Source organism: Agathobaculum desmolans ATCC 43058 (assembly GCF_000701665.1).
GTDB lineage: Bacteria > Bacillota > Clostridia > Oscillospirales > Butyricicoccaceae > Agathobaculum > Agathobaculum desmolans.
The window spans coordinates 1-18096 of the sequence record NZ_JNJN01000040.1 but is presented as its reverse complement, the minus strand read 5'-3'; the positions used below and the strand labels follow the sequence as shown (position 1 = coordinate 18096).

Sequence of the window (18096 nt, the reverse complement as noted above, 5' to 3'; positions counted from 1 at the left end):
CCGTCCGGTTTTGGTTTGGTGTGTACCGTAAATACAGGGAAAAAACAGCTTACTGGAGGAGCTGCAGAACGCCCTGCGGCACCTGGTTGGCCTGCGCCAGCATTGCCTGCGCGGACTGCACCAGAATGTTGTTCTTGGTGTAAGCCATCATCTCGTCGGCTACGTCGGTATCGCGGATGGTGGACTCAGCATCCTGAATGTTCTCGGTCATAACAGACAGGTTGTTCTGGGTGTGCTCCAGACGGTTCTGGGTCGCGCCCAGCTCACCACGAACAGAGGAAACCGTGTTAATTGCCTTCTTGATCGTAGCAACCGCAGCCTGCGCGTCAGCCTGCTTGGCAACAGAGACGGGATCCAACCCGAGTGCCGTCGCATGGAGATCCTTAACCGATACCTTCATCTGGTTGTGAGGCTCCGAATCATCACCGATCTGCAGGGTCAGCGACGTGCCCTTCTTGGTAGCACTCGTCTTGCCTGCAGTACCAGTACCAAAGGTAATAACACCGCTGCCCTCAGCCTTCCCCACAGCTGTCTTCAAAGTAGCAAGATCCTTAAACGTCTTACCATCATTGCCGCTAGCATTTGCTTTAAACGCATAAGTCTTACCGTTAATTGTAACGGTATCACCCGATGCAAAACTACCCGTCAAGTTAAAGGTGCCGTCGGAGTTCTGGGTAATTGCCTTGCCGCTAACCATACCGGAAATAGAGATAGCAACCTTTGCGCCATCCTGCAGCGAGCCGTCCAGCAGCTTAATGCCGTTGAAGTTCGCGGAATCCGCGATGCGGTCGATTTCTTCCTTGAGCTTGTCTACTTCCAGCTGCAGGTTGTTGCGGTCAACGGCGTCATCGTAGGTGCCGTTCGCGGACTGGGTGGCCAGCTCTACCATACGGTTGAGCATATCCTGTACTTCCTGCATCGCACCCTCACCGGTCTTAACCAGCGAAACACCGTCCTTAACGTTCTTGGTGGCAGTCTTCAGGCCGGTGATCTGCGCACGCATCTTCTCGGAAATAGCCAGACCTGCCGCATCGTCGCCCGCGCGGTTGATCTTGTAGCCCGAGGAGAGCTTTTCAAGGTTCTTGGACAGTGCCGAGGTGTTGTTGTTGTAGTTGCGGTAGGCATTCATTGCCATAATGTTGTGCTGGATTCTCATAAATCATTCTCCTTTTCAGAATCCGTCCGCAGCGAATCCGTCCGTCTGCGGTTTTTGGGTGGATAGTTTTCTATTCAAAACGGATCAATCCGTTTGAATCAAATGGATTTTTGCGGTTTTCCGGTGCGGAAACGCTTCATACATTCCGGTGTTGCGCCCTGCTCCTCTACCAATTTAGAGCGGACAACCGGCAGTTCGCGGGGCGCGTCAATCGCAATGCGCGTCAGCTTGCCCTTTTGCGCATATACCTGAATCACAATATTATCGCCGATTGTGATATAATCCCCTTCTTGAACGGATAGAGCCAGCATGTTCTCACCTTTCTTCCGTTTTGCAAAAGTACACGTTTTGGACTTTCAAAAAAATTTTTTATATTTCATTTTTTACCCTTAATTACCGGTGGAATAATCCGATTTATTAAATAGCAGCTAAAAAACGATTCGTTACCAAAACGTGTACTTATTCATTCTGTGCACGCGGCAATTTCGAGCAAAAAAATCCGTCCTGCCGGCGTTACAGCCTTAACAGGACGGATTCCTTACGTTAATCGCAGCAGGCACGCGGGCGGAACGGCTTATCATCCGCGCATTGCCGCTGCAAACACAGTATGTAATTTTGCGTTGTCTTATGCTTGCAGGCCAAGCATGAAATGCTTCATATTCTCTTCCGGAGATATGGTAGGCCTGCCCAAATCCGCTCTCGATCCAATCGCGGTGCGGATTTCCAGCAATGTCAGCGCAGACTGGCCGCGTATTTCTGCAAGCCGCTGCTGCAAGCTGTCCGCTGTGTCTGCCATATGTACCGATTGGTATCCGACATTTTGTGCCACCTTGCACAAATCAACGCTTCCAATCGCCGTCGGGTATCCCCCAACGGACTCATGCGATTCATTATTGAATACCACATGAACCATGTTGGCAGGGGCAAAGGATCCGATCACAGCCATTGCGCCCATGTGCATCAGCAAAGCGCCGTCCCCATCCAGACACCAGACCCGGCGCTCCGGCTTTTGGAGTGCAATTTCCAAAGCGATGGAAGAGCAGTGTCCCATAGAGCCAACCGTTAGAAAATCCTTTGCGTGATCTTGGTGCAGCGTTTCCCTCACGGCAAACAGCTCTCTTGCAATTTTACCTGTGGACGCCACAAAAATGTCATCCGGCGCCTGTGCAACAATTTGAGAAATGGCTTTTTCCCGCATAAGCGAATAGGAGTTGCCGTAATCGCCCTTGATATCTGCTGTAATGGCGCCCTTGGAAATAACAATAGCAGCCTGCTTGCGTGCAGCCAGCAGTGCATCCACCTGAGCCATCATAGCCTGCCACATCTCTTGCGTGGTGCTTTTGGATACAGTAAATGTATGAACCCCAAGATCCTCCAGCAGCCGGTGGGTTATTTCCCCTTGAAATAGATGCTGGGGTTCGTCATGCACCCCCGGCTCTCCCCGCCATCCCACCAAAAACAGGCAGGGAATCCGATAAATTTTTTCGTTGAGCAGAGAAGCAATCGGATTCACAAGATTTCCAATCCCACTATTCTGCAGATAAATTACAGGCACTTTTCCCGTTGCCATATAATACCCTGCAGCAAGTCCTACGCAGTTGCCTTCATTTGCGGCGATAATATGCTCTTTCGACAATCCCTTATGGCGCATCAGGTAGTCGCAGATCGGACTTAATGTGGAATCCGGTACACCTGTGAAAAATTCGTAGCGAAGCTCTTCAAAAAATTCTTCTACAGTCATGGTCTATTGATTCTCCATTTCCACCGGAATAAAGCGGATGACATCCTTAATCGGCATACAGTTTTGATCTGCCCGCTTACCGGAGCATCCATCGAGCAAAATGCACTCCGCTGTCTTCTGCATGGCCGGGAATGCACTTCTGAGCAGATGATTTGCGTGAATGATAATATTAACCCCGTTATCCGACAACACATCCTCCGTCACAGTATTATAGGTAGTAGGCACTGCTACAATCGGAGTTTCCGGATATTCAGCCTTCAGCTTATGACAGAACTCAAACACTTCGTCAGGCGTCTTTTTTCTGGAATGAATCATAATGCCGTCTGCACCGGCCTGCAGATAGACGCGGGCTCTGTGCAAGGCATCCTCCATTCCCTTTTCCAAAATCAGGCTTTCAATACGGGCAAAGATCATAAACTCTTTTGTTTTCAAAGCCTGCTTACCGCGTCTTATTTTATCCGCAAAGATTTCAGGTTCTTCCTGAACCTGATTCGCCTCCGTTCCGAAAAGGGAATTTTTCTTCAGGCCAGTCTTGTCCTCAATAATAATAGCCGAAACGCCAATACGTTCCAAAGTTTGAATATTATATACAAAGTGCTCCGGCATCCCACCGGTATCTCCATCTACAATGATAGGCTTGGTGGTAACCTCCATAATCTCGTTAATGCGGTCAATCTTGCTGGACCAGTCAACTAACTCTATATCCGGCTTCCCTCGCGCGGCAGAATCACACAAACTCGAAATCCACATCGCATCAAACGTCTTTTGCATACCATCCTCGGTGGTAATTTTAGCATTCTCAACCACAAGACCGGTAAGTCCGTTATGAGCCTCCAATACGCGCAGGGACTTTTTCAGCCCCAGCAGACGTTTCAGCATACCTCTCCGAATTTCCGGTACCGCATACCTGTCATAAACGGTAGATTCCAGCACATTGATGGCTTCATCCTCAGTATAAGGAAACTCGACCAACTCTCCGCCATATACATCCAAAAGCTTCAGCAGATCGGCTCTAATTCGAGATTTTCCACCGATTCTCCACTCATCACCATGCACTACAATATCAGGCCGATACTGTTGAATGACTGTCTCATAGCTTAGGGTATCCTGTTTTACCACCTCCTTGACAAAGGAGAGCTGTGCAATCATTTCTTTACGCTTCTCATATGGAACCAGCGGGGCACGGCGATACTGAGCCACCACCTCATCTGTTAAAACACCTACTATCAGCTCACCCAGTTCGGCAGCTTTCTTCATTAGTGCAATATGTCCATAATGGAGAATATCCGTGCTAACATTAAGATACACTTTTTTCACTATCACTTCCACCTTTCTTCCCTAACCCATATATGCAACCGTTCGAAGCTTATCTGGATTTTACTGTTTATTTTCTTCACGTTCCTTAATTTTTTGTTTAATCATAGAAGAAGATATATTTTTTGTATACTCCGGTTCCACAATCTCACCACCCCATTCTGATAAAATGGCAATGGCTTTTGCCCGCACATCAGCCAGCGGCCCCTCTCTCCAGTCAGTTCCATGTACCATAAACTCAGGCCGGTACTTTCGTAAATTTTCCTCATAGTCACGTGTGGTCTGCGGTACAACCTGATTAACACCTTTGATATTTTCAATAACGATTTTTCGTGTAGCGTAATCCATATACGGAGGATTTTTATAGGTGGCAATCGCTTCATCTGTGAACAGCCCTACCATAACCTCCCCAAGTTCCGCTGCTTTTTTTATTATGTTAATATGCCCGGGGTGAACAATATCTACTGCCATCGGCACATAGACCAGAGGGCGGATGCGACTCATAACTTTTCCCCTTTCCGTTAAATCTTGTATCCGGCCTTTAAGATGCGATCCCGCACCAGTTTATCCGAGAAGATCTCATCATTGGGCGTAGCATATTCAGGCATCAGCGCCTTGGCCGGACGAAGGCAGTGATGAACACAGCCATCACACAATGTGCCGTCGAGATTATCCTCTAAAAACATTTTCCGGACTTCTTTCATCTTCTCCCCGTACCATCCATCCTTCAAAGAAACTTTGTTTAAATCAGCAACAATCAACATATCTTCAAAATCCGCATTTTCCACCGATAGATAGCCCTCGCATGTTACCGAAATGGCATCGAAGGGCAAGTTGCATCTGCGGAATGTCTCATCATCAGTTGAACATTTTAACAATGTATCAATCTCCGGCATATATCCGCCCTGATTATATACATTCTTGAAAACAATTTCATCGGCAAGCCCATCAAAAACCGTGTAGTAATCGTTTTTGTACTCCTCTGTGAATCGTGTCATAATGCCGGTAATAAAAATTTTGTATTCTTTTCCGCTCTCGTTTCGATACTGATTCAGGTATTTCAAATGCTCCATCACAGCATCAAAATCATCTTTTCCATGGATGAACTCATACAGTCTCCGCTCCGGAGCATTGATAGAAAACTTGATGCTGTCCAATCCCGCATCAACAACGGCTCTAATGCGCTCCGGCGTTGCCACCGATCCGTTTGAGGTCAGATAAACATAGGAATAGCCAATATCTTTTGCTCTTTTGATATAGTCCGGCAGTTCAGGTACCAAAAACGGTTCCCCCGTAGCATAAAACCCCACTTCCCGGGTTCCCAGGTCATATGCCTGTTGGAGCAGATCAAAAACCAAGTTTTTATCAATTTTTCGAATTTTCCGCTTCATTTTTTGGTGAGCGCAAAAGATACAAGCATGATTACATGCATTCGATGTCTCAATTAAAAAGTTTGTTGTCGGAAACGGCGGCTCGAGTGTATACAGCTCGGGGCGATCCGTTTTTTTTAAATCAACTCGTTCCTGCAAATTCACAACCATCTCTCCTTTTATAAAATATATCACAACAAATTAAATCCTAACATGCTTTGCTTTGGCGGGGCTTTTTCTTCCTGTGAGCAGCTATTTAACGGCACAACCAAACACCTATACATTTTTATCATAGCACAGGTCGACAAATAAAACAAGGATTCCGCCATGAACCGCCGCACATCAAAAAAATGTAGGCTCAAAGATTACCTTGAGACTGTCAAAAAACTTTGTTTTTCCGACAATCTATATTTGGACTACGTCAACATAAACGAGAAAAAAAGTTCCTGTACAGAAACTTTTTCCCTCTCAAAGTATAAGAAGTCAGGCACATGTCCTGACTTTTTATGTATTTGCGTTGTAAATGCTATTTTATGTGTGCTGCCGCGCATATCGCTGACACGCATCAGCAAAATACTTTTTAGACAAATTAAAGGTAGGCTCAAAGCCTACCTTTTCGCACGTTCAACACTAACTGAATAATGCAGCAACGTAAAAACAGTTGGGTCATATTTGCATGAGTACCCTAAAGAACTTTGATACATGACACTTCCCGCATCCTCGGACGGATATGCCGGCAAATCCGAAGATATACTCTCTTTTCCCGGTTCTCTCGATTCGGTTTGTGCAGGAACACTTGGCTGATTAGCTGTCTGTTTCTCATCGGCAGAAGTGCTGTTGGCTATTTGAGGGTAGATGCACCCCGACCACTGGTTATGTTAGGATAAGATCCAAACACACCAATAGAAAACATCCCTTGGCCAAAGCGAAAGGGGAGGCACTTCTGCCCCTCCCCTGCTAATATCCAACGCTCTGATTTGAGAAACAATCGAATCTCAGCCTCCGGTAAGTTCTCGGATCAAATCGTATGCGTACACATCAATCAGATCGGCTGGTGCTGAATAGGGGTCAGCATAGTCATACCAGTAGAAATTAATTCGTGCGCCTGACATATCAATGCTGCAACCAGCGGTGGCGGCGCTGATTTCCCCACTCACCTCGTCAGGATCTGTGTGCAGCACAGGCTGATATCCCTTGGTAAGCAGATCAGCATAGGTCGCGTTAAGTGGCAATCCAGGAGCGATCTCTTGAATCCGAGGATAGGCATCTCGTCCAAGTGAAACGAGAATAATCTGTTCCGGACCCTGTGCATGCCCTGCGAATTCCGCATCGTAATAGTAAAAACCCATAGGCACACGATTATCATTGTAGTAAATTCCTTTGGCGTTTCCGCTGTACCAATAATCCAAGTAGGTAAAAGGGTATCCCCACAGATCACCAACTTTATCCATCGTTATGCCCAGATAATCAATCGGCAACATTTCTTCCCGACTGGGCGTATCATAACTTTGTGTGGTTGAAATATCGACTCGACGCAGCGACTCATCCCAGCCTATGCCAATATCTAAGGCGCTTGCCAGATCGCGTAGCTTAAAGTAGTTGTTCCCCGCAACCTCGTAGGCAGTAAATGATATCGGCAAAGCATCAATATATACACGATGCGTGCTGAGGTTCGCCTGCTGTGTTGAAATGCTGCTGCTCAGCTCGCCACCAACCGACTGATACGGCATGTCAGTGCGCAAAAAAATGCACTTACTCTCTTCGCTCCAATCAACGGAAAACTGCTTGTCCGTGCCGTTGACGAGCACGGCTAAATCGCGCAACTTAAAATAGTTGTTGCCCGCAATCTCATATGCTGCAGGCTGAACCGGACGGCCATCAACGTATACGTGATGTGCACTTGGCCTTGCAATGGAAATGTCAGCAGCACCCGCAACGCGGTCAGCATTAACATTCCTGTAACTACCGCCATTAGCAATTTTCTCATATCAATCACCCACTCGTATAATTTGCAAAAAAAATTAACTTATGAGTGAACAATGCCAAAGTTGATGGGTCTGCTTATGATTCTATCCCATGCCGCCCAAACTGCCTCCCATACCTTGGGGGACGAGTTAGCACCTCTTCCCTACTCAACAAGCCAAGTTCGACAACGACACATTAGTTTACCTGCCCAAGATGTGCTTCGCTATTGCCGTGGAAACTATATGTAAGGAAATTGTAAGGTAAGCGTCATTCTGTCGTAAGTCTTCCACTGTATGATAAGCACAGTACAAACAAGAAAGGAAGTGTACACCCTTGTCAGAAAGTATCATCGAAACAAAGGGGCTTTGTAAAAGCTATGGGGGTACCCTGCGGGTAAAGGATCTGCATATGGTTGTGCCGGAAGGTGCAATCTATGGTTTTCTCGGTCCCAACGGTGCGGGTAAATCGACAACGTTGAAAATGCTTTTGGGGCTGACGCATCCCACCGGCGGCGAGATCGAAATTCTGCATCAGCGTATGAATGATAAAAACCGTCTGTCCGTATTGCGGGACATTGGTTCGCTGATCGAATCCCCCTCCTACTACGGGCACCTAACCGGCGAAGAAAATCTGCGTATTCTGCAAATTCTACGCAAAGCACCCGAACAGAACATTGCAGAAGTACTTAAAATCGTGCGTCTAACCGGACAGAAGGACAAAAAAGCATCGCAGTATTCTCTTGGCATGAAGCAGCGGCTCGGTCTGGCTGCCGCGCTGCTGTCCCACCCTCGCCTGCTGATTTTGGATGAACCGACCAACGGACTTGACCCCGCCGGTATTCAGGAAATGCGCGAGCTGATCTGTGAATTACCGCAGCAGTTTGGCATGACAGTTGTTGTGTCCAGTCATCTGCTGAGCGAGATCGATCAGATGGCAACTCACGTGGGCGTTATTGCCAACGGTGTGTTGGTCTATCAGGACACCATGGCACATCTGCATGAAAAAAGCGAACACCATTTGGCGCTGCGCACGTTGAACAATGCATCCGCACAGGCGCTGCTACGGCATCACGGCATCATCAGCGAACAACGCGAAGAAGTCCTGTTGCTGCCGCCACTGCCGGATCGCACGATAGCAGACTGTATCTCTATGCTGACCGCCCAGCAGATCGGCATTGTCCGCATCGAAGATCGCCGCAAAAATCTGGAAGATATCTTCCTCGCATTAACAGAGGGGGCGGCAAGCCTGTGATTGCTTTACAAATGGAGTTCTACAAATGCAAACGCCGCTGGCTGTGGCTTCCGCCGCTGTTGATGCTGGCCGCGCAAATGCTGTGGGGATTGTGGTCCTATATCGACATGGATGCCCGTGCGTTGTCGCAGGGCTGGGCAGATATTTTATACAGCTTCCCTTTGCTCAATGCCATGATGACACCGGTGGTTGCTGCAGTACTGGCCTCACGAATCGCAGATATCGAGCACAAAGGGCAAACACTTAAGCTGCTGCAAACCGTACAGTCAGCAGGATCTGTGTTTGATGCTAAATTTTTATGTGCCGGTGCATATATGACGGTATTCGTCGCCCTGCAGCTTGCTACAATCGTGATTTTCGGTGTGTTACGTGGATTTGCAGGCACACCGCCATGGTCAAGGCTTCTGGAATACACCGTCGGTACGTTATTGACCACACTGACCATTCTATTATTCCAACTTGTCTTATCCCTGCTGCTTTCCAATCAGATGATCGGTATGATCGCCGGTCTGATTGGCGCGCTGCTCGGCCTGTTTTCTCTGTTTTTCCCGCCAAGCTTCCAACGCTTTTTTATCTGGGCGTATTACGCCGTACTGTATAATACGGTGATGGACTGGAATGAAACCACCCGGATCGTAACCTACCGTTTCACCGGTTTTGCTTGGGACGGTGTAATCGGTATTCTGCTCTTTTTTGCAGCGATATACATCATCGGCCGCCGACTGTTTATCAAAAAGGAGGTATGAGTTTTGCTGATTCGTTCGATCCGCGCAGAATACCGCAAGCTCCGCCGTTCATATATTTGGCTGGCGCTGCTGATCATGCCCGTAATGTCGGCAGGGTTCGGTACATTTAATTATCTAAATAATTTGGGAATGCTTACACAGCAATGGTATTCCCTCTGGACCCAGCACGCACTGTTTTACTGCACGCTGTTTGCACCAGCCTTGACTGGTGTATACTGCGCCTATCTATGCCGGCTGGAGCATCTAAACCACAACTGGAACACTGTTATGACGCAGCCCATCCCCATCCCGACCATAGTGTTGGCCAAACTGACGGTTGTTTCCGGCTTAACAGCATTGACCCAACTGTTCATCGGCGCGTTGTTTTTACTCAGCGGTAAGTTGGCGGGTCTGACCGCACCAATCCCGACTGCGCTGCCTCTTTGGCTGCTGCGTGGCTGGTGGAGCTTGACAACCGAAGCTGCCTTGCTGCTTTTTCTGGCACTGGCCATCCGTTCCTTTGCAATCCCAGTTGGCGCCGGAATCCTCGGCGGGTTCTGCGGGATTGCCGCACTGGTCAAAGGGTTTGGCATCTACTTTCCATTTTCTCTGCTGCCGCTCTCCATGTGTTCGCACAACCCGTCCGATTCAATGGAATGCAGCACAGCTGCGTTTGTGATCAGCTCCACCGGATTTTTTCTGTTTGGTTATCTGCTCTGTGTTCTGTGGAAAAAGCACCGCGATACCCAAGCAGGATGATATCCCACTGAAAAGTGCACGTGTAATACACGTGCACTTTTACACATATTTACACATAAAAAATCGACTGCTTTGAAGCAGTCGATTTGTGGTGGACATTGACGGGTTCGAACCGCCGACCTTCCGCACGTCAAGCTACCAATAGAAATGCCCCAAAACGTAGATGTGGTGCGGGTTTGCGGGCATTGACTACTGTTCGGGTGACCCCTGTTTGACCCCTGCTCATAGAATAACGAAGTCCGTTATTTTCTAACAAATTACAGTAAAATCTAAAATCATAGTTAAAATCTAACATAAAGGAGACAGGCTATGATTAGGATTTTACTGTCCACCCGGCTTGGCGAGCGGAGGTGGACTCAGGCTGACCTTGCACGGGCAACGGGTATCCGGCCATCAACGATCAATGACCTCTACCATGAAATTGCCGAAAGGGTCAATCTGGAGCATCTCGACTTGATATGTGAGGCGCTGGGTTGTGAGCTCTCTGATCTTATCGTCCGAGAACCAAACCCCGAACTGATGACAAGATCCAGAACCGGTGTACAAATACATATCAAGCGATAAGCCGCTCCCCGGCCTCGGACGTTTATTCGTCTGAGGCCTTTTCTTTTTCTTCTGCGTCGATGACGATTTGCTGACCGTCCGGCATGATAAACGCTAGCTTGCAACCGCAGAACTCGGCGACTTTTGCGAGATCGCTGGCGGACCAGCTTCCCCGGTTCATCTTATTCCCCATTGTCTGCTTGCTCATGCCAAAGCTCGCAGCCATATCAATCTGCTTTTTCCCACAGAGAGCCAGCAAGCCTTTTACCTTGTCCGATACAGACATATAGAACGCCTCCTTTCTGTACTTTTCATAGTACATCAAAAACATGAACTTGTCAACTTTAATGGTTTGAAAAATAATCAAAAAAAGTTTATCTAAAGAGTTGACAAGTAAATCAAATTGATGTACTATATACTCGTAAGGCAGAGGTAAACAACTCCCGAGTGAAAAGCCTCTTACGAAAGGAAGTGAGGACTTGAACGAAATGACTACCGCCGAGCTCAATCAGTATCTCGAGAACATCGCAAAGCTGATTGAATCGAACGCGAAAGACGCCGAAGCCGCCGCTCAAATCGTTCGAGATAGCAAGATCAAGGCATAAAAAATGAGCGGCCGCCCCGTCAAGAACGCCGCTCAAACACCCCGAAAGGCGAGCCGGGAGCCTTACCCCGGCCGCCTTGATTATAACCGAGTAAGGCAAAAAAATCAAGGAGGAACGCAAAATGATGGAAAACTGGGAGATCATCCACGAAATGGACAATGAGGACGGAACACCTACCTGTTATGCAAAGCGGTTCGGTAGCCAGTGGTGGTGGGTCACGCAGTTTTCCGACCGGTGGGCTGCGGAAACTAAGGTCAAAGCCTTCGACGAGCCGGAGCTCGTGAAGGTCAAGAACTTCAAGTCGGCTAAAACCGCTATCCGCTGGGTTGAAAACAACCACCAAGACTGGACGCAAAGCGCGTGGGAATAAGGAGGAGTCACCATGAAACTGACCGACCTGCTCTACAAGGTGTATGAGAACACTACCGTTTGGATTTCGGAAGATCCATCCATCTCCGAGGGCATTTACTTCGGGCCAGCTAAGGAGATCACACTCCGCACCGCGGCGGCCTATGAAGTCGTAGAGGTTTACCCCGAGCACTATCCGGCTATCGGAAATCTCGTTGGTATCACCGTCATCGTCAAGAAAGCGTAGGGTTGATTTATGAACAGAGAAAGGCGTAAAACTCTGAAGATTATCCTCGGCCAGATGGATGAATTGACCAGCAAAATTGAGGAGGTCAAGGAAGCGCTGCAGGAGGTCATTGATGATGAAGCGGAGGCTCTCGGCAATCTTCCCGAATCGCTTCAGGAGGGCGAACGCGGCGAGCGGATGCAGGAATGCATTGACGCTATGGAAGAGGTCGCAGACGCTCTAAATGAGTTGGACATGGATGACCTGCATGAGAAAATTGAGGAAATTGCTCTCGGGTGAATAGCCCCGATAGCGTAAATGAAGAAGGGAGTATTTGTTATGAGAAAGACCTATATCGTGCACAAGTGCATTGATCCCATGTCAGTCAGAAGTCTTTGCATTCAGCAGCACTGGTACACCAGAGGGACTACGCTGGAGTACGAAGCAATGCTCCAAAGTCTGCTGGACGAGCATCATATGAGCCGAGATGATATTACCGATCAGGATATCATTGAGCTGGCGGAGAATATCGTTCAGCACAGCGATCTGGCGACTATGGATGATGACCCGGTTGTCTCTATCGCATTCGAGCTCGCCCGTCTGGTCACTACTATTTTTGAAGCTGTTTAACAAGTTCCCCGCCCCGGAGGTCACGAGGGCAGAAAGGAAATTATCATGACTAAGATTGAATATCAGAACTCCATCAAGACCCACTTGACCAAAGCCGAGGCCCTGTGTGCCGACCTGCGAAAGCTCCGCAATGTTAAGAAGCTCACTGCCGATCTTCCGGCCATTGAGGGCCTGCTGAACACCTCTGTGCTGGACAAGGCCATTGCCGACCGAGAAACCGATTTGAAGAAGATCCGCGCCGAGCTGGGCAAAGCGCGTCGGATTGTCAAGCACCTGGAGGAGATCGAGGCCATTGAAAACGGCACCGAGCCGATCAAGGCACCGGCAAAAAAAGCCCCGGCATCCAAGGCGGCAGAAAAGTCCACATCCGCCACCAAGGCGCTCAAGACCCCCAAGGTCTCCAAGGCCGCAGCGGCCCCGGCTGCCTAAGGAGGTGTTCGGCATGACTTATCTGAAAATCCTTTCCTATGCCCGCCGGGGGATTCGCGCCGAGATTGACAACTACCGTGAAATGCAGACCAAAGCTCTGGAGGGTGCTGGGGCATACCCCGAAGCTAAAGCCATGGCTGACAAGATACAGGAAATGATTGACGCACTGGAGGTCGATATGGCTACCATCGACGAGCTCCAGGATATCCACGACAGAAAGTGAGGAAATACCATGGAGAATAAAAGCTGGACCGTCGTCTACCGAAACAGGTGGACAAACCAGACCGTCACCGCCGCAGTGCTCGCGCCGACCTTGGAGGAGGCGACACGGCAAGCCCGTGCCAACGCCGAAGTGAACGGTTGTAAAAACTGGCGCATTGAATCCATTGAGCCGCACGAGGAAACGCTGGCGCGGATCCTCATTACCGAGTTTGCCAAGGAGCAGGAGGGCGGGCACTTTGCCTGCCCCCGCTGCGGGAAGATGGCGATGGATACTGAAAGTGTCACGCGAAACGCACTCAGCCGCCGGGCGACGGTCTATATCTGCGACGCCTGCGGCACCGAGGAAGCGTTGGAGGATATGCTGGGAAACAGGATGCCGCTGGTCGCGTGGGCTATTGCACAGACCCCGGAGCTATGGAGGTGCGAATGAGCAGAGATTGGACGCCCGAGGAGTTGGCGGAGGCCAGCGCCGCCATGAAAGCCCAGGGCAATATGAGCTATGAGGAATTTTGCAATGAGCTGAACGACCCCAGCCGTGCAATATACACGGTGAAGGTGACTCTGGCCGATGGAAACACCATCACCACGAGGATCAACGGGACCCCGAACGACATCATGAAATACTACCGCATCGGGAATTTCATGAATGTCGGCTGCACAGGCGATGACTGGTCGCAAATCCAGGCAATCGAATTTCTGAAAGCCGAAACACCTTCGCCAAGCCCCCTGAGAGATAATCTCCTCGTGACGATTGGGAGCCGAGCTGCTTACATGGACGCTGTAGGCCTCATCACCCTGCCGACCGGCTCCCGCGGAGAAGATGTGTTGGCCCGGTTCGCCGGGGAGCTGGCAGATGCATGGGTTGGGAGCGAAGCAGATACGAGCTTTGATGAGTATATCGAAACCGCCTTAGCTGCTCGCTTTCCGAGAGACAATCGGAGGTGACGCGGTGACCATCCCGCCCAATGCCCTCTCTCGCCCCTCTGCGCGAGTTGCAACGGCATGAAGTAGAGGAAGGCGGACGTCTACCCTCCGAGGTGTGAAAATCGCTCTATAGCGATCTCAGACGAATACGCGCAAAGCAAAAAATACCCCATCACAGGATAAAAATCCTGCGAAGGGGTATTTGTCATAGTGGCGCTTGTCATAATCCCCGGCTTTTCCCGTGTCCAAATTGAACACCGTTACTTCACAATCCTATCCAGCAGCGCGAACACCTCGCTGCGGGTGATGGGATCATCGAAGCGAGTATCTTCAATCTCCACACCCTTTGCTTTCAGGCTGTCAAAATGCTTCTGCGCCCAGTGCTCTTTTTCCGGCTCCACCGGTTCATCGTCCGGCTTCTCCTCCGGCTCATCGTAAGCCAACCCCAGCGTATCCAGAATTCCCTTTGCATACGCCACGCCAAACGCCTGCTGCTCGGCCAGCGTGTCGGCCTGCGCGGCGTCGGCCTTGGTATCCACAAACACGCCCTCGCAGATGACCGCCGGTGCGACCGTCTCACGGATGAACGCATAGTAATCACCGCTCGTGCCCTGACGGGTTTTCACGCCGCGGCTGTTCTGGCCGATCGCCTTGACCTGTTTCTCGATGTTCTGCGCAAGCGTCTTGCCCGTGCCGCCGTGGATCGTGTGGAACACCTCGAAGCCGTCGCCACCACCACTGTTGTTGTGAATATCCACCGCCAGATCGGGCGCGTAGGCGTTGCACTCCGCGACCTCCTGACTGACCGTGTCGTTCTCGTCCTTTGTGCGCGACATGCACACATCCACGCCGTAAGCGGTCAGAAAATCGCGGCACGCGGTGGCCATCGTGAGATTGATGTCCTTCTCCACCAGATAACCGACCGCGCCGGAATCGCTGCCGCCGTGTCCGACGCCGATAAATACCTTCTTCTTGCCCATCGGTTTGCCCTCCTTGTTCTTTTTTCTCATACATACTACGCTGCACACCGGGCGGCCGTTCGCCCCCTCGCGCTCCGGGGCGAACAGATAGCCGTCACCGGCGCGGTACATGCCCGTCGAACCGCCCGCGTCCTGCACCAGCAGCAGGTCGATGGTATATCGTCCGGCGGCGTAGCGCGCCACCTCGTCCTCCGTGCAGCCGTCCGAGGACTGTACAACGATGATCCTACCGTCCGCCAGCTCTCCGATCATGTTGCGGCTGCGGCGCGTGGTCTTGTCCAGCGCCCGCACCACGTTGTCTTTCACCGCAACCTTAACACCCGCAACCACGTTGCCGGGGCTGACGGTCAACTTCTCGCTCGTGCCGCCGTAGCCGCAGTCCACGCCCTTGGCCTTGAGGTACTGCAAGGTGCGCCCGCGGATCACGCCGTACCGGTCGCTGCCGCTGCCCGTCATGTTAAACAGGCACAGGTTGTACACCACATCGGCCTGCTCCTCCGACGCCCATGTTTTGAGCGTCTTAGCGGGATAGGCCGGCGAGCCGTACGGCGTTGCCGCAAACCAGATATCATATTCTTTGGGGTCGTAGATGTCACATCGAATACTGCTCAACTATTATCACCTCGTATTTTGATGGCAGGATAAACAAAAAGCCCCGCCTTGACACAGGCGGGGCATGTGGTATAATATCTATACAAAGGGGCGCTGCCGACGAGCGGTTGACCCTACAGAGTTTTAGTCAAAATGACCGTTTACTTTGCAGGTAGGACGGTCATTTTGCATTTATGGTCAAAATATGTAGCAACAGAATTGCCCATATCAAAACTCGAAAGAGTTTTTTGCCCATACGCACCACCTCCTTTTTACAGGAGAGTGGTCAACCGCCCGCCGCTGGGAACGACAGCGCCCGACATATTATACCATCGCACGCTGCCCTATGTCAATTTGCCGCCTCCGGGCGGCTTTTGTTATCTTTTCAGCGGTTTTACATAACTGAGCGCACGGTCACTGTCCGTCAGACCGCTGGTGGTCGGGTCTACAAACACCGCCAGCACCGCCACAAACACCGCAGCGAGCTGATACGGATTGCCCAGCACCGCCATGATCTGCTCCCGCAGAATCTCCCACGAGGTAAACATGGACGGCTCCGCACCGATCGCTGTCAGCATCACCGACACAATGCCCACCCAAAACCACGGATTTTTCATTCTCACCGGAATATTTACTTTCATGTAAGTTCCCCTTTCACAGTCCAATGCGCCCGAGCAGGAATGCGATCACCGCCGCAAGCACTGCCCAGATGATCTTATCCGTTATCGCATCCCACCGCTTGGCGGGCTTGGCCTGCTGGCTCTCCTGCCATGCAAGCACCTTTGAAATATCTGCAATCATGGTTTTAAGCTGCTCATCCAGCCGCGCATCCCGCGCGATCTGCGTCCGCTGCCAGTCGTAAAAGTCGTTGTGGAATTTCGAGGACTTGTCCCGCCATTCTTCCAGCCGGTCTACGCGCTCGGCCAGCACCGCAACCTTTGCCGAGCCGATGCAGTCCAGCTCAGGGTTAATAATGCACTTATCCATAGGCAAATGGGGCGGTTCTACCCGCCCCGTCACCTCCTCTCAAATCACAGGCCGAGCAGCTTACGGTCATCCGGCGTCAGCAGCTTGTCCACACCGGTTTCAACGAACAGCCAATGCTTGTACTGCGCCCGCGCGAGATCATTGTGCTTCAGGCCGTGCCGATCGTCGTAGACGTCAAGCCTCACGCCAATCGGCGCAACCTCCTGCGTGATACTGCCGTCCTCCTGCCGCACACTCTTAGTGATCGCGGACAGTTCCTTGTGGTTCTTGATGTAGATGTTGTTCTTGTACATATTTTTACTTCCTTTCCGATTCGCTAAGTGCCGGGCTACGCCCGGTTGCTCACTGGACGCGCCTGCGGGCGCAGTCCGGGCTATGCCCTGTCGTGATTTACTTACGCCGCCGTGCCGCCGAACGCTTCCGGCACCAGCTCCGGCAGGCCGCATTCGTTTACCAAAATGTCCGCTACCTGCTTTTTCAGCTTCGCCGGTACGTCCGCAAATACCCACGGCTTCCGGGTTTTGGGGTTTTCCGCCTCCATGCAGATTTTGCTTGCGTATAACATTGCCATCATTTCCGTCTCTCCTTTCTCGAGAATAAAATATAGGTTTAGGGCGATGGCCGCCCAAAACTTACGCATAAACGATGTTGCCCATCTCTAACAGGCAATCCTCTAAAAAGGTTTGGTGCTGCGCCTGCAGCTCGTTCTGTGCCCGCAGGCGGGTTACTTCGGCCTCTAACACCTCAACCCTGCTCGGCGGCGGTGCGGGCAAAGCACTTCTATCCGCCGCAATCTCCTCCTCACTGCGCAGTACCGGCTTGCTGTCTGCAAGCTTGTATCGCGGGATACCGTCCGCTGTGAAGGTGCCGCCGTCAAAATAGTGACTTTGGCACAGGTTGTAGCGGTCTCCCGTACCCTCGTCAATATATATCCACCCAGATAGGTCTGCCGGTGTTGTGTATCCACCCTCACAGCGGATGATACGATTTTGTGCGTCAGTCTTGATATAGACCTTGCTCTTGGTGATAGTCATAGTGTCCCTCCTTACAAATCGGCAGAAGCGGAATAATGGACATAATATTCATAACCTATATCTAGGTTATTGCTTGAACAGAAAAATGACATTCGATTTTTTCCCCCGATCATTTCTTTAATATCAACTTCACCGCCCCCAGCCTTTGCCGCCTTCCCAACCTTCCCAGTGACAGGGGAATAAAATGTTATCGCTGGGGTAGTACGCATCGTCTGTGGAAATTGAATTTCTCGCGTTGAAAAATTGATTTGACTTATTGCAGTCATCACTATTTCATTGAGATATTTCTCTGGAGT

28 protein-coding genes and 1 tRNA gene are annotated in these 18096 nt (G+C 50.5%); 13 read left to right on the top strand and 16 right to left on the bottom strand.

Translation table 11 applies throughout. The features are described from left to right. Positions 1-49: 49 nt before the first annotated feature. From T363_RS0110430 to T363_RS15210, 7 genes are all read right to left on the bottom strand, one after another. A complete protein-coding gene (locus T363_RS0110430; protein WP_031475621.1) occupies positions 50-1156 on the bottom strand; it encodes a flagellin N-terminal helical domain-containing protein in 1107 nt (368 codons plus the stop codon). 98 nt (positions 1157-1254) lie between these two features. Next, positions 1255-1467 carry a carbon storage regulator gene (locus tag T363_RS0110425; RefSeq protein ID WP_031475619.1) on the bottom strand — a complete coding sequence of 71 codons (213 nt, stop codon included), beginning with the start codon at positions 1465-1467 and terminating at the stop codon, positions 1255-1257. A 314-nt stretch (positions 1468-1781) separates the two neighbouring features. Continuing rightward, positions 1782-2897 carry a phosphonopyruvate decarboxylase gene (gene aepY, locus T363_RS0110420; RefSeq protein ID WP_031475617.1) on the bottom strand — a complete coding sequence of 372 codons (1116 nt, stop codon included), beginning with the start codon at positions 2895-2897 and terminating at the stop codon, positions 1782-1784. A gap of 3 nt (positions 2898-2900) precedes the next feature. Beyond that, positions 2901-4214, bottom strand: a complete 1314-nt coding sequence (gene aepX, locus T363_RS0110415) for a phosphoenolpyruvate mutase (RefSeq protein WP_031475615.1) — start codon at positions 4212-4214, stop codon at positions 2901-2903. Between the two features lie 60 nt (positions 4215-4274). Further along, a complete protein-coding gene (locus tag T363_RS0110410; RefSeq protein WP_031475613.1) occupies positions 4275-4715 on the bottom strand; it encodes an FAD synthase family protein in 441 nt (146 codons plus the stop codon). 17 nt (positions 4716-4732) lie between these two features. Beyond that, positions 4733-5746: a radical SAM/SPASM domain-containing protein gene (locus T363_RS0110405; protein WP_031475611.1), complete on the bottom strand. Its 1014-nt coding sequence runs from the start codon at positions 5744-5746 to the stop codon at positions 4733-4735. A gap of 830 nt (positions 5747-6576) precedes the next feature. Next, positions 6577-7389: a hypothetical protein gene (locus tag T363_RS15210; protein ID WP_154658797.1), complete on the bottom strand. Its 813-nt coding sequence runs from the start codon at positions 7387-7389 to the stop codon at positions 6577-6579. A 490-nt stretch (positions 7390-7879) separates the two neighbouring features. Here T363_RS15210 and T363_RS0110395 point away from each other — a divergent pair, with 490 nt between their 5' ends. From T363_RS0110395 to T363_RS0110385, 3 genes are read left to right on the top strand one after another with little or no spacing between them, the layout of a single operon-like run. Further along, entirely contained in the window at positions 7880-8797 is a 918-nt protein-coding gene (locus T363_RS0110395; protein ID WP_031475607.1) for an ABC transporter ATP-binding protein, read from the top strand. Further along, on the top strand, positions 8794-9543 hold the full coding sequence (locus T363_RS0110390) for an ABC transporter permease (protein ID WP_051643225.1): 750 nt from the start codon (positions 8794-8796) through the stop codon (positions 9541-9543). The genes T363_RS0110395 and T363_RS0110390 overlap by 4 nt, the downstream gene beginning before the upstream one ends. Positions 9544-9546: 3 nt before the next feature. Beyond that, complete coding sequence (locus T363_RS0110385) at positions 9547-10281, top strand: ABC transporter permease (RefSeq protein ID WP_031475603.1); 735 nt, start codon at positions 9547-9549, stop codon at positions 10279-10281. 89 nt (positions 10282-10370) lie between these two features. Here the strand turns inward: T363_RS0110385 and T363_RS0110380 are convergent. After that, positions 10371-10434 (bottom strand) — tRNA-OTHER (locus T363_RS0110380). A gap of 156 nt (positions 10435-10590) precedes the next feature. Here T363_RS0110380 and T363_RS0110375 point away from each other — a divergent pair. Further along, positions 10591-10845: a helix-turn-helix domain-containing protein gene (locus T363_RS0110375; protein ID WP_031475601.1), complete on the top strand. Its 255-nt coding sequence runs from the start codon at positions 10591-10593 to the stop codon at positions 10843-10845. Positions 10846-10867: 22 nt separating this feature from the next. On the opposite strand, the gene T363_RS0110370 is transcribed toward T363_RS0110375, so the two are convergent. After that, positions 10868-11110, bottom strand: coding sequence for a hypothetical protein (locus T363_RS0110370; RefSeq protein WP_031475599.1), 243 nt, complete (start codon positions 11108-11110; stop codon positions 10868-10870). Between the two features lie 193 nt (positions 11111-11303). Between T363_RS0110370 and T363_RS16725 the strand changes: the two genes are divergently transcribed. The 9 genes from T363_RS16725 (at position 11304) to T363_RS0110325 (ending at position 14229) form a co-directional block, all read left to right on the top strand. Further along, positions 11304-11429 (top strand): hypothetical protein, encoded by a 126-nt coding sequence (locus T363_RS16725; protein ID WP_278247014.1) that lies wholly within the window; start codon positions 11304-11306, stop codon positions 11427-11429. Between the two features lie 121 nt (positions 11430-11550). Further along, positions 11551-11799 carry a hypothetical protein gene (locus tag T363_RS0110360; protein ID WP_031475597.1) on the top strand — a complete coding sequence of 83 codons (249 nt, stop codon included), beginning with the start codon at positions 11551-11553 and terminating at the stop codon, positions 11797-11799. Positions 11800-11811: 12 nt separating this feature from the next. Then, the gene (locus tag T363_RS0110355; protein ID WP_031475595.1) at positions 11812-12024 is read left to right on the top strand and encodes a hypothetical protein; all 213 of its coding nucleotides are present in this window, start codon (positions 11812-11814) and stop codon (positions 12022-12024) included. 9 nt (positions 12025-12033) lie between these two features. Next, positions 12034-12303: an SPFH domain-containing protein gene (locus T363_RS0110350; protein WP_051643224.1), complete on the top strand. Its 270-nt coding sequence runs from the start codon at positions 12034-12036 to the stop codon at positions 12301-12303. Between the two features lie 39 nt (positions 12304-12342). Next, positions 12343-12633 (top strand): hypothetical protein, encoded by a 291-nt coding sequence (locus tag T363_RS0110345; RefSeq protein WP_154658796.1) that lies wholly within the window; start codon positions 12343-12345, stop codon positions 12631-12633. A 45-nt stretch (positions 12634-12678) separates the two neighbouring features. Then, entirely contained in the window at positions 12679-13062 is a 384-nt protein-coding gene (locus tag T363_RS0110340) for a hypothetical protein (protein WP_031475589.1), read from the top strand. Positions 13063-13075: 13 nt separating this feature from the next. Beyond that, positions 13076-13285: a hypothetical protein gene (locus T363_RS0110335; protein WP_031475588.1), complete on the top strand. Its 210-nt coding sequence runs from the start codon at positions 13076-13078 to the stop codon at positions 13283-13285. A 9-nt stretch (positions 13286-13294) separates the two neighbouring features. Beyond that, positions 13295-13714 (top strand): hypothetical protein, encoded by a 420-nt coding sequence (locus T363_RS0110330; protein ID WP_031475586.1) that lies wholly within the window; start codon positions 13295-13297, stop codon positions 13712-13714. Beyond that, complete coding sequence (locus tag T363_RS0110325) at positions 13711-14229, top strand: hypothetical protein (protein WP_031475584.1); 519 nt, start codon at positions 13711-13713, stop codon at positions 14227-14229. Before T363_RS0110330 ends, T363_RS0110325 begins: the two co-directional genes overlap by 4 nt. Positions 14230-14468: 239 nt before the next feature. On the opposite strand, the gene T363_RS16590 is transcribed toward T363_RS0110325, so the two are convergent. The 7 genes from T363_RS16590 to T363_RS16280 form a co-directional block, all read right to left on the bottom strand. Continuing rightward, the gene (locus tag T363_RS16590) at positions 14469-15800 is read right to left on the bottom strand and encodes an N-acetylmuramoyl-L-alanine amidase family protein (protein ID WP_051643223.1); all 1332 of its coding nucleotides are present in this window, start codon (positions 15798-15800) and stop codon (positions 14469-14471) included. Between the two features lie 356 nt (positions 15801-16156). Next, the gene (locus tag T363_RS0110315) at positions 16157-16420 is read right to left on the bottom strand and encodes a phage holin (protein ID WP_031475580.1); all 264 of its coding nucleotides are present in this window, start codon (positions 16418-16420) and stop codon (positions 16157-16159) included. Positions 16421-16433: 13 nt separating this feature from the next. After that, positions 16434-16766, bottom strand: coding sequence for a hypothetical protein (locus tag T363_RS0110310; protein ID WP_031475578.1), 333 nt, complete (start codon positions 16764-16766; stop codon positions 16434-16436). 44 nt (positions 16767-16810) lie between these two features. Beyond that, on the bottom strand, positions 16811-17059 hold the full coding sequence (locus T363_RS0110305) for a hypothetical protein (RefSeq protein WP_031475576.1): 249 nt from the start codon (positions 17057-17059) through the stop codon (positions 16811-16813). A gap of 101 nt (positions 17060-17160) precedes the next feature. Further along, positions 17161-17340: a hypothetical protein gene (locus T363_RS0110300; RefSeq protein ID WP_031475574.1), complete on the bottom strand. Its 180-nt coding sequence runs from the start codon at positions 17338-17340 to the stop codon at positions 17161-17163. 58 nt (positions 17341-17398) lie between these two features. Beyond that, positions 17399-17800, bottom strand: a complete 402-nt coding sequence (locus T363_RS0110295) for a hypothetical protein (RefSeq protein WP_031475572.1) — start codon at positions 17798-17800, stop codon at positions 17399-17401. 11 nt (positions 17801-17811) lie between these two features. Next, positions 17812-18096, bottom strand: a 285-nt coding sequence (locus T363_RS16280) for a hypothetical protein (RefSeq protein WP_034972184.1), incomplete at its 5' end; no start/stop codon positions are given.